Origin of the sequence: Mitsuokella apri, from assembly GCF_051886055.1 — a bacterium.
Taxonomy (GTDB): domain Bacteria; phylum Bacillota; class Negativicutes; order Selenomonadales; family Selenomonadaceae; genus Mitsuokella.
Window position 1 is genome coordinate 79,594 of record NZ_JBJEXT010000039.1, and the last position, 13,490, is coordinate 93,083.

Below are 13,490 nucleotides of genomic sequence, written 5' to 3' on the forward strand. Positions count from 1 at the left end.
TCATGTATAATAAATAGCAACAACTACTGAGAGACGAAAGGAGAGACAGTCATGCCAAGCGAAGACAATATGACGTTATCGCATCGTTCTGTCTTTCTCATCCCCAGAGATACCGGACAGATGTCAATTGCCAAAGAGTTTGCTACAGCTAAGTACTCTTTGAGCAAGAATCAGCTTAAGGCGTGGTACCTCTTTATCGCTTCTATGGATGAACATCATGTACCAGAGCAGGGGACGATGTACTCCTTTGATGCTTTACGTTTTGCCGATAAGCTTAATATCGATTCACGCAAGGCCAGAGGTATGATCGTAGCAGAACTCTTCACAAAATTATCACAGAATTATATCGACCTTCGGTCAAGAGAAGACAGCAATGGCGAACAAGACATCTACCATGCTAATTTTATCTCAGAACTCTCCTATAATCGTCGGACCCATATCCTTAACGTCAGCATCCCTCCGAGATTAAATCAATATCTATTCAATCTTAAAGAGGGTACCTATATTACGATGGATATTGAAGATATACTGGCACTCGACACCATCGTCTCCATGCGTATCTTCATTTACCTGCGCAATCTTGACCGCATGGACATTCATGAAATCCCCATCGACCAGTTTCGTCAGGAGATTGACTTATATCCAGAATCCTCCTATAAAGAATTCAAGAGGAAGGTCATCAACTCTTCCATTGAAGAAATTCACCGCCATACCAGCTACAAAGATTTCTTCATCGAAGACGATGGCAGCCGCGGACGCAAGGCTACTACGATCGTCTTTGGCTTCAGCAAAGAGGCGAATGCCGATACCTATTTCCCGCAGCTCGCTCCTGCACTCGTCAAAACCCTGCAGGCTAAGTTCAGCAAACGCGTACTGGTCCTGTTCAGCATTGCCTGTGATAAAGGCTTTGATCCCAAGTATATTCGGGATAACTTCGATGGCATGTCCGATGATCGCATCGTCAGCAATTTTCATATGGTTTTTGATCGGATCCGCAATGACAGACAGGCTGGCAAAGAAAAAGACCCGGATACGTATGGCAGATATTTCATCACAGCTGTCAAGCAGGACTGGGCTGCAGCTGCGAATTGCCAAAACAAGGCTTTGGAACATGGCAATGCACGGATTCAGAACCGTGAACTTCAGGAACGCATGAAGAACATTCAGGAAGAAGAGGATGAACAGCATCGCATCGCCGCTTATCAGCAGCAGGCAAAAGATTATGTCAGCAATCTGACTTTGTCGGACCTCTTGACTTTCATCAAGAAAAACATATCCCAGCTTGAGTATCTGGCCGGACGCAAGGGCTTCAATAAGGAGCATGCTTGCTCGCGCAAAAAAACATACCGCGAATACAGGCTCTTAACGCAGGTGGTTTTAGGCAAGATGATGGCGGGAGAGATTAAGGCGGTCAGAAGTACATCTTTGTTTGAGTAAAGGAACTCTGAAAAAGTCCAGTACTGGACTTTTTCAGGGCAAGTGCAGAATATTTTCCGCACAGTCTTTTGTATATGGATAATATGCATAGTTCATTTTGCTGAAAATAGTCTATCTGTACATTGTCAGACCGGTTTTTAGAAATTATAATAAAATTGTTCTTGAGAACAGGACATTGCAATGGTGCAAGTAAGTCGTGCCGAGTGGCGCGGGACTTGCACCATTTTTATTTTACTCGGGAGGGAGCATTATGAGGAAGCACGTCAGTCTAACGACTTCGATTTTTATTATGATGATATTAGGCATGGCCGCGGGCTATGTGGCCAGCGACCTGATGGTCCAGTTAAAATTTGTCGGGGATATTTTCCTCAGACTCATTCAGATGTCGATTGTCCTGCTCGTCATGGGGTCTGTGGTTGAGGCCATTGCCTCGCTGGACCTGCATTCGCTCGGACGTCTTGGCACGAAGGCATTTTTCGGCTTCAGCATCACGACGGTGGCCGCGGCTACGATTGGCCTGATTCTCGCCAACATTCTGACGCCGGGCGCGGGCATCTCGTATGGACAGGACCTCACGACGAATGTCAAGGGTTCCGATGCGACGCTTGCTTCGATCATCACGAATTTCTTTCCTAAGAATATCGTGCAGTCTATCGCCGATGGCAACACGATTCAGGTCATCGTCTTTGCCCTGTTCCTCGGCGTGGCCATCAACATTGTCATGGAACGCACGCAGAGCAAGGAACTCCTGCATCTCGTGCGTGTGGGCAATGAATGCCTGCTGACGATTGTCCGCCTTGTCATGAAACTCGCTCCTGTCGGCATCTTCTCGCTGCTCGGCTGGGCGATCGGCAAGTACGGCTTTGCCGTCATTCTGCCGCTGTTTAAATTCCTCGGTGCCATGGCAATTGGTGCCGCTGCCATCCTGACGGCCGGCATTACGATGGCTTCGCTCTATGCTCGCGTTTCCCCATTTGCTTTAGCACATAAGGTGCTCAACATGGGCATTGTCGCTTTTACGACGACGTCTTCGGCCGTCACGCTGCCTGTAAAGATGGCCGACTCTGAGAACAAGATTGGCATCAGCCGCAGGGTGTCGCGCCTCATCAATCCCCTTGGCATGACGCTTAACAGCGACGGCCTTGCCCTTTACCTCGCTTTGGCCTGCATCACGGTCGCCCAGTTCTTTGGCATTGAGCTCAGCATTGGCCAGCAGGTCACGATCGTTGTCATGGCTACCTTAGCTACGCTTGGTACGGTTGTCGTCCCTGGCGGCGGTCTTGTCGCCCTGGCCATCGTCCTGCCGGCCGTCGGACTCCCGATTGAAGGTGTCGCCCTGCTCGCCGGCATCGATTGGTTCTCGGGCATGTTCCGCACCGTCCTCAACGTCATCGATGATGTCATGGTTGCCCTTATCATCGCGGTCAGCGAGGGCGAGTTCCACCGTGAGATCTTTGACCATGAAGTGGTTCCTGCAGCTTCTGCGGCTGTGGCTAATTATACTTTGCAGTCAGCTTCACTTTCTCCCGCAAGGAAGCCTGCATCGCCACTGTAATCCCTCTCCAATCCTTTCCGAAAAATGGCCTGCTGTTGCTGCAGGTCATTTTTTTGTGCGCATCATGCTTGCTATATCGTGTTCATATTGAATAGTGAAATGCGCTGTTTTTATGAAAACTGAACATTGTTCGAGTACATGGAGTCTCCTATAATAAAACCATCGAGAGCAGAGAACAAGGCACAAGCTCTTGAGAATAAAAGAACGAGCAAGACTTTGCAATGGCGCAAACCTGATTATAATCGGGCTTGCGCCTTTTTCGTTTGTGTGTGCATTAAGAACTTAGGAGGGAAAACAATGGGTGTGGAATTTCAGTACGTTCACAAAGCTTTTGATATTGTCAATGGCAAGCCCAAATACATCCTCAAAGATGTCAATCTCAAGATAGAGACCGGTGAATTCATCTGTGTGCTCGGCAAGAGCGGCTGCGGCAAATCCACGCTTCTGAATCTCTTGGCAGGCTACCTGAAGCCGGATAAAGGACGCATCAGCGTGGATGGCAAGGATGTCGATGGGCCGTCAGAGGAACGCGGCGTCGTGTTCCAGCAGCACGCACTTTTCCCCTGGTACACGGTCCGGCAGAATATCGAGTTTGGGCCGCGCCTCAAAAAACGCGATGACGCTAAGGAGCTCGCCGATAAATACATCAAGATGATCGGCCTCGAGGAATACGAAAATTCCTATCCGGCCGAGCTCTCAGGCGGCATGGCCCAGCGCGTTGGCATCGCAAGAGCCCTTGCCAATGATCCGAAGGTCCTCCTCATGGACGAGCCTCTCGGCGCCCTCGATGCTCTGACGCGTGATTCCATGCGCAAGGAGCTCATTCGCATCTGGCAGCTTTCGCAGAAAACGGTGTTCTTCATCACGCACAGCGTCCCCGAAGCCGTTTATCTGGCCGACCGTGTGGTCATCCTCAAAGATGGACAGGTTGCCCTTGATGAGCGCATCGAGCTGCCGCGGCCGCGCAACATCCGCAGCCCGAAATTTGAAGAATATGTGGACCTCTTCTCACACAGCATCGCCGATGCACCGGCCGACGAAATGGTCATTGCAGAATAAGCCGTGTGAGGAATTGATCGATAAAGGAGAGCAGAAACCATGGCAACGATGAAAATGAACGATGCAGCAGCCATACCGGATGTACCCGCTGAAGCGAGTGCGGCTGATATGGCTGCTGCGAAGAAAAATAAGAATTTGGAGCTCATGTGCTTTGACGGCCTGGTCCTTTCGCAGTATGCACCGGAGCCGGATTTTGAGGAAAAAGTCATTCCGCGAAAATACCGCGATGCACGCAGAGCCAAGGCAGACCGGTTTTACAAAATCCTGTCGCTGTTTTTCTTCTTCTGCATTTGGGAGCTCGTAGCTTACCTCAACACGCAGAGCGGCTGGTTCAATCCGGTGTTCCTGCCGTCGCCGGTTACGGTCATTGAAACGGGCTATGATTACCTGCTTGACGGTACGCTGCTCCTGCACATCGGCATCAGCTTCTACCGCATGATCGTCGGTTTTGTCATCGGCGTCGTCGCGGCACTGGTTGTCGGCATCATGATTGCCATGAGCCGGGACGCGGACAACATCCTTTCTCCAGTGCTCAACATGATTGGACCGATTCCGGTATTCGCCTTTCTGCCAATGTTTATCATTTGGTTTGGCATCGGAGAGGCTTCCAAAATCGCTTTGATTGCTTACGCAACATTTATTCCAATGCTGATTTATATTGAAAATGGCATCCGGGATACGGATCCTCTATTGATTCGTTCCGCCAAAAGCCTTGGTGCAACGGACAGACAGATCTTTACGAAGGTCATTCTCAATTCTGCTCTGCCGACTATCTTTGATGGTATGAAAATCAGCTTGGCCTTGACGTTTTCGGCACTTGTCGTTGCTGAAATGATGGGGGCAGACAGAGGACTTGGCTATATCATCGTCAATGCGAAGAACTGGTTTAAAATGGCCGATATGTTCCTAGCAGCGACCTTGATAGGTCTTGAGTACAGTGTTTTCTATGCTTTCCTTTCCATCCTTGAGAAAAAGCTCTTCCGTTGGAAGAATATCAATGGTGGCAAGGCAGTAGAAAAATAAATTTGATGGGATTCACAATCACGAGGAGGGACTCATGATGAATTTGATGACAAAAATCTGGCATACGAAATTAAAGAAAGTTTTATTGCTCGGGTCATGTGTGGCGCTCAGTGCAGCACTTTTTACGGGCTGTGGCGGCAGTCAGAACGCGGCGTCGAGCTCTTCTGGTGACAGCGGCAAACTCACCCTTTATGGCGAGCTTGACCCGCAGGTTTCCGGCCAGCAGATTATTGCGGAAGAAAAAGGATTTTTCAAAGATGAAGGTCTTGATGTTGAAAATAAACTGATGAACGGTCCGGATGAAAATGCCCCGCTCGTTGCCAGCGGCGAAGCAAAAATTTGCTTTGGTTCGGTCTATAATAATATTTCAGTTGCAGCGAATGGCGTTAAAGTTAAGGTTGTCGCTCCTTTGGCAAATGCAGCTGGAACGCAGGCTGTCGTGGCAGGTAAAAACGTTGCTATTAACAGCCCAAAAGACTTGGAAGGCAAGAAAATCGGTATGACGAACGGCGCTGGTGTGCTGATTGCCGTACGCAATATGTGTGAAGCGACGGGTACGGATATTAATAAAATCCAGTTCGTAAATCTGCAGGCATCGGATCAGCTGGCATCCTTGGAAAAAGGCGACATTGATGCGATGGCTGCTTGGGAGCCTTGGGTAGGCAAAGCCGTAGCTCAGGGAGGCAAGGAGCTCTTTAACGGCACGCATTCCTATCTGCCTGGTGCTGAGGGTGATGTCCATTGGATTGACTTTTATATGACGGTTCAGGTTCAGGATTCCTTCCTCAAATCGCATCCGGAAACGGTCGAAAAGGTGCTGCGTGCACTGCATAAAGCCACGGATTACATCAATGAACATCCGGAAGAATCTGCTGAAATCATCTCGAAGCGTATCAATGTCGATAAAGAGACCTGCCTGCGCATCATCAAGAAGAACAAATACTCCATGAAGTTCGATGATCAGTTTATGGAAGGCACGAACAATATGGCCAAGTTCATGATGGATATGAAGAGCATCAAAAAAGTTCCAGAGATCAAGAGCTATGTCGATACGAGCCTGATGAAGAAGCTGTATCCGGATGAGGTTACGGTAAAATAAGAGGCGATGATAATGCTGGATTTACTGATAAAGAATGGTCAGCTTGTTTATCCAACGGAAATAAAATATGGATGCTTAGCCGTTAAAGATGGAAAAATCGTGGATATTTCTGATGAAACATCTTCATTGGAAGCCAAAAAGGTCATTGATGCAAAGGGATTCTACATCTTGCCGGGTATGATTGATGACCATGTCCATTTCAATGATCCAGGATTCACTTGGCGTGATGATTTCCCGCATGCGAGTCGTGCTGCGGCTCGCGGCGGCATCACGACTGTCATTGATATGTCGATGCAAAATGTACCGGCTGTAGCAACAGGACAAATCCTGCAAAAGAAAGCAGCGTATCTGACCGGCCGTTCTTATGTTGATTTTGCTCTTTGGGGAGCATTGATTCGTACGAATCGCGCTCATCTATTAGGATTGGCAGAAGCCGGTGCAGCAGCTCTGAAATGTTTCATGAGTGAACCGAGCAGTGACTATACCTCACTATGGCCCAAGGAAATTGCCGACCGCCTGAAAATATTGAGCTCTACCGGTATTTTAGCTGGATTCCATTGCGAGGATTATCATTTGCTAAAGTCAGGCGAAAAAGCTTGCCTGCGTGATGGAAAGAAAGCCAGAAAAGATGTCTTGGCAGTTCATTCCGTAGCATCTGAGAAAAAGGCGGTCCAGGAGCTCATCGGGATTCTTCGTCAAACGGGGGGACGCATTCACATCTGCCATGTTTCACATCCGGAAGTTGCGATGCTCATCAAAAGAGCGAAGCAGCAGGAACTTCACGTTACGGCAGAAACGTGCTTGCATTATCTGTTGTTTGATGATGAGGATTATTTGAAGCGCGGTCCCTTATTTAAATGTGCACCGCCGCTTCGTTCCAAAGCAGCGATGCAGGACCTTTGGCATTATGTGGAAGATGGCACACTGGACACAGTCGCCTCGGATCATTCGCCGTGTACCTTGGAAGAAAAAGACGAGTCAGGCCCGAAAGGCGCTTTCGGTGCCTGGGGCGGTCTTTCCGGCGTGCAGACGACGCTGCAGGGCTTCTGGAATCTCGCCGTTGAGGAGCACGGGGCTTCGCCGCTTCTCGTGGCAAAGGTTCTTTCCGAGAATCCAGCGAGAATCTTCGGACTCTGGGGCCGCAAGGGTGCGCTCCTGCCGGGCTTCGATGCTGATTTCGTCTTTTTAGACGCGGAGCGCGGCTGGGAAATCAAAGCCAAGCAGCTTGAGTACCTCAATAAATTTTCCGCTTTTGTCGGTCTTCAGGGAACGGGCCTGCCCGTGGCAACATACCTCAGAGGGCGCTGCATCTATGAAGACGGCGTCTTCCCCGAGAAGCCGCAGGGACATTTCATGCCGGCCAAGCTTCCGGAACCCATAGAATGAAGTAAAATGAATCGGCAGAATGAATAGAAGGATATGTAAGGATTTGGAGGAATTATCATGAGTCAAAAATTGGTCATCATCGAGCCAATCGGTATTTCTGCAGATGAGGCACAGGCCCTCAAAGAAAAGTACCTGCCCGATGATGTGGAGATGGTTTATTACGAGACGAAGGCCAAAGACGCAGAGGAGCAGGCTGCAAGGCTCAAGGATGCCTCGCTTGTCATGCTGGCCAACTCGCCGCTGCGCGAAGATGCGCTGTCTAAGGGTCAGGACGTAAAGTTCCTGAGCGTAGCATTTACGGGTGTCGACCATGTGGCCATGGATTACTGCCGCCAGCAGAACATCGTCGTCTCGAACTGCTCCGGCTATGCCAATGAAGCCGTCAGCGAGCTCGTCTTCGGCCTCGCCATCGGCATTTACCGCAAACTTGCGGCCTGCGATGAAGCGGTGCGCAGCGGCAAAACGAGAGCAGGGCTCTTGGGGCTCGAGCTTTCCGGCAAGACGTTCGGCGTGGTCGGACTCGGCGCGATCGGCCGTCAGACGGCCAAGGTCGCACAGGCTTTTGGCTGCAGGGTGCTTGGCTATAACCGTTCAAAGAAAGACATCGAGGGTGTCGAGCAGGTGGACCTTGAGACGCTCCTAAAGGAAAGCGACGTTGTTTCGCTGCATGTGCCTTTGACGGCAGCAACGAAGGGCCTGATTGGCGAGAAAGAGCTCTCTTTGATGAAGCCTTCGGCCATTCTCATCAATACGGCACGCGGTCCTGTCGTCGATATGGCAGCCCTTGCCAAAGCTCTGACTGACGGCACGATTGCTGCTGCCGGCGTCGATGTCTTTGACGGTGAGCCGCCAATCCCTGCTGACAATCCGCTCCTGAAGGCGCCGCATACGCTCTTTGCACCGCACGTCGGCTTTGCGACGAAGGAAGCTCTCGCAAAGCGCGCGGTCATCGCCTTTGAAAATGTTGCGAAGTATCTGCAGGGCCAGCCGCAGAACGTCATGGGCTGATAGGAGATAACAAGCAGAAAGAAGGTCATTCGCATGAATCTGGCATATGAACAGGAAGACAGCCTCCAGACGGATTTACTGCCAAAAGCCAGTGCTGCCAATATCGAGCGCATCCTGCGCAATCTCAATCATTTTAATTCCACACCGGAATTCGGCACGACGCGCGTGCTCTTTACGGAGCCTGAAGTCGCAGCCCGCAATTACATCAAACAGGAAATGCAGCAGCTGGGCTTAAGCATCCGCGAGGACGCGGCCGGCAATATCTTCGGCACGTACGAAGGTACGGAGCCGGTGCTTGCGCCAATCTGGACGGGCTCTCATATTGACACGGTGCTCAATGCCGGCATGTTTGATGGCATGAGCGGCGTGGTCGCGGGGCTTGAGTCCATTCGCCTTTTGGAGGAAGCACAGCTTCGCCCGAGACGCAGCATTGTCGTAGTCGTCTACACGTCCGAAGAGCCGACGCGTTTTGGCCTCGGCTGTCTCGGTAGCCGTGCTCTGGCCGGTAAATTAGGCGCTGAGGAAGCCAAGAAGCTCAAGGATAAAGATGGCAAAAGCCTCTATGAAGTCTTGCAGTCCCTCGACTTCCCAGTGGATCATTTCGATGAAGTCCCTGTCCGCCGCGGCGATGTCAAAGCAGCGGTCGAGCTCCACATCGACCAGACGGGTGAACTCGAGCGCGAAGGCAAGACACTCGGCATCGTCAGGACCATCTGCGCGCCGAGTGTCTACGATTTCAAGGTCACGGGCCGTCAGTCGCATGCCGGCGGTACGAGCATGGCACGCCGCCGCGATGCTCTGATGGCCAGCGCGGAAATGGCGCTCGCAGCTGAGGAACTGACAAAAGCTTCCCTGGGTCCCGATGACTATGCGACGGCTACGGTTGGCCGCATGAATGTCATCCCGGGAGCCGTCAACGTCATCCCCGGTGAGGTTGATTTTTCTCTCGATGTGCGCGATGCAAGTTTCGCGCATAAAAAAGAACTCACCCAGAAAATCTTAGGCAAGTTCGAGGAAATCGCCGCGAAGCGGCAGGTGAAACTCACGGGCAAGGAATACAACGACGATCATCCGATGCCCTGCAGTGAAGAGATTCAGGCAAAACTCACAGCAGCAGCCGAAGAACTCGGCATCCCGTACATGAAGACCATCAGCGGTGCCTTTCATGATTCCATGCTCGTCGGTGAATTTGCCCCCGTCGGCATGTTGTTCGTGCCGAGCCGTGACGGCATCAGCCACAGCCCGCAGGAATGGACGGATTTTGAAGACATCGCAGCTGGTACGGATGTTCTCGCAAGAGCTCTCTATGCCTTAGCGGATGAATAAATGAAATTTACCGATGTCAAATCATCCGGTCATTCCTGCTCATGCGAAAGCAGGCTCAGGTAAATTAGGAAATTCTCATCGGCATTGCTGAAATCCGTATCGAGGAGTTCGCGGATTTTTTCCAGTCGGTTTGTCATGGTGTTCCGGTGCAGGTACAGGGCCTTGGCCGTTGCGGCAGCGTTGTAATTGTGCTGGAAATAAGCCTTGAGCGTTTCAACGAGCTCTGCGCCGTTGGCCGCATCGTAGTCAAGCAAGGGCTTCAGGATGTTCATGCGCAGGAGCAGCGCGAGATGCGAAGGTTCCGGCTGATTGCTCAGGAAATGGAGCGGCAGCTGCGTCAGGTAGTCGGCAGGTCCGTCCTGTCCGAGTTCGCGCGAAAGATTCATGGCGCGCAGGCTCTCCTTGAGACTCTCGGCGAGGTCTTCGACGCGGCGGTGACAGCCGCTGAGGCCGATGGGAAGCAATATTCCCTTAGCCTTGAGATCTTCCGTCAATTCCCACATGGCGCGCTTTACTTCATGCATGGCATGCAGGCGATGGCAGCTTGAGGGAAACAGCAGGAAGAAGACACAGAGATTGTCACTGTGGCAGAGGAAAAGCGTGGCTCCTTCCGGTACATGCTGGGGGATATTTTCCTGCAGGATGGGAAGAAGCTTGTGACGTTCGTCGGGGTCATCCGGCAAAGGCATGGCGAGACAGATCCAGGCTTTGCGGTAGTCGAAGCCGTAAAAGGCACAGAGCGACTTGAGCTCGTTGATGCCGCGCCGACCGCGGCTGTGGAACAGGGCCTGCAGGAAATAAGCACGCCCCTGCCCGCCGGAAAGGCTGATATCGGGATCCGGAATTTCCGCACTTGCAGCTGCCGGATGTTCGTCCGAAGTCAACTCATCGACACCCTCACCGCGCAGTTTCTCCCGGTAAATCTCTTCAAAGATGCACTGGGATATCGTCGAAAAGCCGTAGAAGAAAGGCAGCTCGACGACGGGAAAGTCGAGGCGGCTGGCTTCTTCGAGAAGCGGCACGGGCACCGTGCGGAAAAAACGGCGCACTTTGACGCCGAGGCCCGCACAGCCGATTTCCTTCATATTGCGGATGATGCTTTTCTGCAGTTCTGGTGAATCCTTAAAGACATAGCCTGTTGTCAGGATGAATTCATCTTTCTGGAACCATTTCAGGACGTCCGGATTATCGAGCACGTTGACGCTGCGGATGATCTGTTCGCCATGGGAAAGGCCAGTCAGGAGACGCAGGCTGCTGAGGCCGCTCTCCTTGATGAGCCAGGATATCGTAGGCATGAGAATTTCCCCCTTTTGCGATAATTATACCATGTAGAAGGGCTTATGGGAGGTATACATGTGATGTTAGAAGAACAAATGGTTGGCAGTATTGCCCAGCGCATCCAGCAGGAGCTCGCTGCGCTTTCCCATTATTCTGCCACGGAAAAAGGCGTGACGAGGCTGCCCTTTACGAAAGAAGCGGAAGATGCCCTTGTCTGCCTGGAAAAAATGATGAAAGAAACAGGCCTTTCGACCTGCCGCGATCACAGCGGTGCCCTGCACGGCTTTCTGCCGGGGAAAAGCGAGAAACGCTTTATCATCGGCTCGCATTATGACAGTGTCGTCGAAGGCGGTGCCTATGACGGGATTGCCGGTGTGGTCTGCGGCATTGAGATTGCACGTCATTTTTCGCCGGATACCCTGCCCTTCACGCTGGAAATCGTCGCTTTCAATGATGAAGAAGGCGTGCGTTTTGGCGGCGGCTTCCTTTCGAGCAAGGCTTTGCTCGGCGAGTTGAAGAGTGAAGAACTCAAAAAATATTGCGATGCAGATGGCGTCAGCTGCTATGAGGCCATGCAGAGATCTGGCTGTGACCCTGAAAAAATAGCAGAAGATGTCTGGCCCCTTGAAAATATCGCGGGTTTCCTGGAAATCCATATTGAGCAGGGAGCAAGGCTTTATCAGTCAGGACTGCCAATTGGCCTTGTGACCGGCATTGTCGGCATGCGGCGTTTTGATATCGAGATTACGGGACGCGCCGACCATGCGGGCACGACGCCGATGACGATGCGCGCCGATGCCCTGACAGCGGCCGCCGCCTTTATCCTGACGGCACAGAAAGCCGCTGCGGAGCGCGCTGCTCCTGACGTTGTCGCGACAGTCGGCGTCTGCGAGGTAAAGCCGGGGACGGTCAATACGGTGCCGGCTTCTGTTCACCTGACCCTCGATGTGCGCAGCCTTGACGCTGCTGTCCGCGATGAGGTTGTGGACGAATGCTTTGCGGCCCTCCAGAAGGCTGCTGGTGCAAATGACCTTACCGTTAAGACACAGGAAAAGCTGACTGTGGCCCCCGTCAAGATGGACGAAAAGCTCATGGCGCGCCTCAGCGAGGCCATGACCGAAGAAGAAATTCCCTATATGGCCCTGGCAAGCGGCGCCGGCCACGATGCGCTGCCGATTGCCCGCAGGGTGCCTGCAGCCATGCTGTTTGTCCCGAGCAAAGACGGATGCAGCCACTGCCCGGAAGAATACAGCGAGCCCGAAGATTTCGCGCGTGCTGTTAATGTTGTGATTCACATGTTAGAAGATTGGAGCGAATAAATTATGAGTTACCCAGAACATCCCCTTTCCACCCGTGCCATTGTAAAACCAGGTCTTTGGGCCGTGCTGCCGGAAGGCGGGCTCGTCAATAATGTCATCCCAGCCATCAAGGGCTGCCGCGTCAGCATCGTCGCTTCGCCGAAAATGGGCGCCAGCTTCGTCCAGTACATCATCACGGCACAGAAAGACGGCCATACGGCGACGCCGCTGGCCAGCGAGGAAGGCGTTGAGAGTTTCATCTATATAGTCAATGGCAGCGCTAAAGTCAAGGCCGGCGACAATGTCTATGATTTGACGGCCGGCGGCTACCTCTTTGCTCCGGCAGAATACGGCGTAGACTTCACGGCAGAGGATGGCACGAAGCTTCTGTTCTACAAGCAGAAATATATCCCGCTTGCCGGCACGAAAGCCCATATCGTCACGGGCAATGTCAACGAGATGAAGTATGAAGTCTATGAAGGCATGGACAATGTCGGCATCAAAGACCTGCTGCCGAAGGATGACCTCGGCTTCGATATGAATATGCACATCCTTTCTTTTGAACCGGGTGGCTGTCACTCCTTCGTTGAGACGCACGTGCAGGAACACGGTGCTTATGTTCTGACGGGTTCGGGCATGTATATCATGGAACAGCAGTGGCTGCCAATCGAGAAGGGCGATTTCATGTGGTTCGGCCCGTACGTTCCGCAGGGCGCCTACGGCGTTGGCCGCGAGCCGTTTGCCTACATCTATTCGAAAGACTGCAACCGCGACGTGCTGCTCTGAGCTTTCCCTGTCTGACAGGTGACAAGCGAATATTAGCAAGTATTTAGGAATGAGACCTTGCCTTTCGGCAGGTCTTATTTTTTTGAAAAAGTCCAGCGCTGGACTTTTTCGGCTTTTCACGTTCATTTTTCGCTTAGGCGGTTGTGTTTGACACAGGCGGGTGATATAATTTTTGTATGATAGTTTTGTACCGAAAAAGTTAAAAAAGTTTTCAATTATCCGATAGCAGGGGAAG

At 51.8% G+C, this 13,490-nt stretch carries 11 protein-coding genes; 10 read left to right on the forward strand and 1 reads right to left on the reverse strand.

Features of this window, described 5'->3' with window-relative positions:
* Nucleotides 1-51 precede the first annotated feature (51 nt).
* From ACI4OH_RS05650 to ACI4OH_RS05685, 8 genes are all read left to right on the forward strand, one after another.
* Nucleotides 52-1,437 carry a replication initiation protein gene (locus ACI4OH_RS05650; RefSeq protein WP_432646292.1) on the forward strand — a complete coding sequence of 462 codons (1,386 nt, stop codon included), beginning with the start codon at nt 52-54 and terminating at the stop codon, nt 1,435-1,437.
* Between the two features lie 250 nt (nt 1,438-1,687).
* On the forward strand, nt 1,688-2,992 hold the full coding sequence (locus tag ACI4OH_RS05655) for a dicarboxylate/amino acid:cation symporter (protein ID WP_439784363.1): 1,305 nt from the start codon (nt 1,688-1,690) through the stop codon (nt 2,990-2,992).
* A gap of 297 nt (nt 2,993-3,289) precedes the next feature.
* Complete coding sequence (locus ACI4OH_RS05660) at nt 3,290-4,051, forward strand: ABC transporter ATP-binding protein (protein WP_432646294.1); 762 nt, start codon at nt 3,290-3,292, stop codon at nt 4,049-4,051.
* A 39-nt stretch (nt 4,052-4,090) separates the two neighbouring features.
* Nucleotides 4,091-5,074 (forward strand): ABC transporter permease, encoded by a 984-nt coding sequence (locus tag ACI4OH_RS05665; protein ID WP_439784364.1) that lies wholly within the window; start codon nt 4,091-4,093, stop codon nt 5,072-5,074.
* A 34-nt stretch (nt 5,075-5,108) separates the two neighbouring features.
* On the forward strand, nt 5,109-6,173 hold the full coding sequence (locus ACI4OH_RS05670) for an ABC transporter substrate-binding protein (RefSeq protein WP_439784365.1): 1,065 nt from the start codon (nt 5,109-5,111) through the stop codon (nt 6,171-6,173).
* 12 nt (nt 6,174-6,185) lie between these two features.
* Entirely contained in the window at nt 6,186-7,559 is a 1,374-nt protein-coding gene (gene allB, locus ACI4OH_RS05675; protein ID WP_439784366.1) for an allantoinase AllB, read from the forward strand.
* A gap of 57 nt (nt 7,560-7,616) precedes the next feature.
* Nucleotides 7,617-8,567: an NAD(P)-dependent oxidoreductase gene (locus ACI4OH_RS05680; protein ID WP_439784367.1), complete on the forward strand. Its 951-nt coding sequence runs from the start codon at nt 7,617-7,619 to the stop codon at nt 8,565-8,567.
* Nucleotides 8,568-8,600: 33 nt separating this feature from the next.
* Nucleotides 8,601-9,893: a M20 family metallo-hydrolase gene (locus ACI4OH_RS05685; RefSeq protein WP_439784368.1), complete on the forward strand. Its 1,293-nt coding sequence runs from the start codon at nt 8,601-8,603 to the stop codon at nt 9,891-9,893.
* Nucleotides 9,894-9,922: 29 nt separating this feature from the next.
* Here the strand turns inward: ACI4OH_RS05685 and ACI4OH_RS05690 are convergent, their stop codons facing one another.
* Nucleotides 9,923-11,188 (reverse strand): PucR family transcriptional regulator, encoded by a 1,266-nt coding sequence (locus tag ACI4OH_RS05690; protein WP_432646300.1) that lies wholly within the window; start codon nt 11,186-11,188, stop codon nt 9,923-9,925.
* 63 nt (nt 11,189-11,251) lie between these two features.
* Here ACI4OH_RS05690 and ACI4OH_RS05695 point away from each other — a divergent pair, with 63 nt between their 5' ends.
* Nucleotides 11,252-12,490: a Zn-dependent hydrolase gene (locus tag ACI4OH_RS05695; RefSeq protein WP_439784369.1), complete on the forward strand. Its 1,239-nt coding sequence runs from the start codon at nt 11,252-11,254 to the stop codon at nt 12,488-12,490.
* Nucleotides 12,491-12,493: 3 nt separating this feature from the next.
* Nucleotides 12,494-13,255, forward strand: a complete 762-nt coding sequence (allE, locus tag ACI4OH_RS05700) for a (S)-ureidoglycine aminohydrolase (protein ID WP_439784370.1) — start codon at nt 12,494-12,496, stop codon at nt 13,253-13,255.
* Nucleotides 13,256-13,490 lie beyond the last annotated feature (235 nt).

What these genes read in the sequence shown, in the direction of transcription:
- ACI4OH_RS05695 (WP_439784369.1), top strand. Translation starts at nt 11,252, where the DNA reads ATGTTAGAAGAACAAATGGTTGGCAGTATTGCCCAGCGCATCCAGCAG.
- ACI4OH_RS05680 (WP_439784367.1), top strand. Translation starts at nt 7,617, where the DNA reads ATGAGTCAAAAATTGGTCATCATCGAGCCAATCGGTATTTCTGCAGAT.
- ACI4OH_RS05660 (WP_432646294.1), top strand. Translation starts at nt 3,290, where the DNA reads ATGGGTGTGGAATTTCAGTACGTTCACAAAGCTTTTGATATTGTCAAT.
- ACI4OH_RS05685 (WP_439784368.1), top strand. Translation starts at nt 8,601, where the DNA reads ATGAATCTGGCATATGAACAGGAAGACAGCCTCCAGACGGATTTACTG.
- allB (WP_439784366.1), top strand. Translation starts at nt 6,186, where the DNA reads ATGCTGGATTTACTGATAAAGAATGGTCAGCTTGTTTATCCAACGGAA.
- ACI4OH_RS05650 (WP_432646292.1), top strand. Translation starts at nt 52, where the DNA reads ATGCCAAGCGAAGACAATATGACGTTATCGCATCGTTCTGTCTTTCTC.
- ACI4OH_RS05655 (WP_439784363.1), top strand. Translation starts at nt 1,688, where the DNA reads ATGAGGAAGCACGTCAGTCTAACGACTTCGATTTTTATTATGATGATA.
- ACI4OH_RS05690 (WP_432646300.1), bottom strand. Translation starts at nt 11,188, where the DNA reads ATGCCTACGATATCCTGGCTCATCAAGGAGAGCGGCCTCAGCAGCCTG.
- ACI4OH_RS05665 (WP_439784364.1), top strand. Translation starts at nt 4,091, where the DNA reads ATGGCAACGATGAAAATGAACGATGCAGCAGCCATACCGGATGTACCC.
- ACI4OH_RS05670 (WP_439784365.1), top strand. Translation starts at nt 5,109, where the DNA reads ATGATGAATTTGATGACAAAAATCTGGCATACGAAATTAAAGAAAGTT.
- allE (WP_439784370.1), top strand. Translation starts at nt 12,494, where the DNA reads ATGAGTTACCCAGAACATCCCCTTTCCACCCGTGCCATTGTAAAACCA.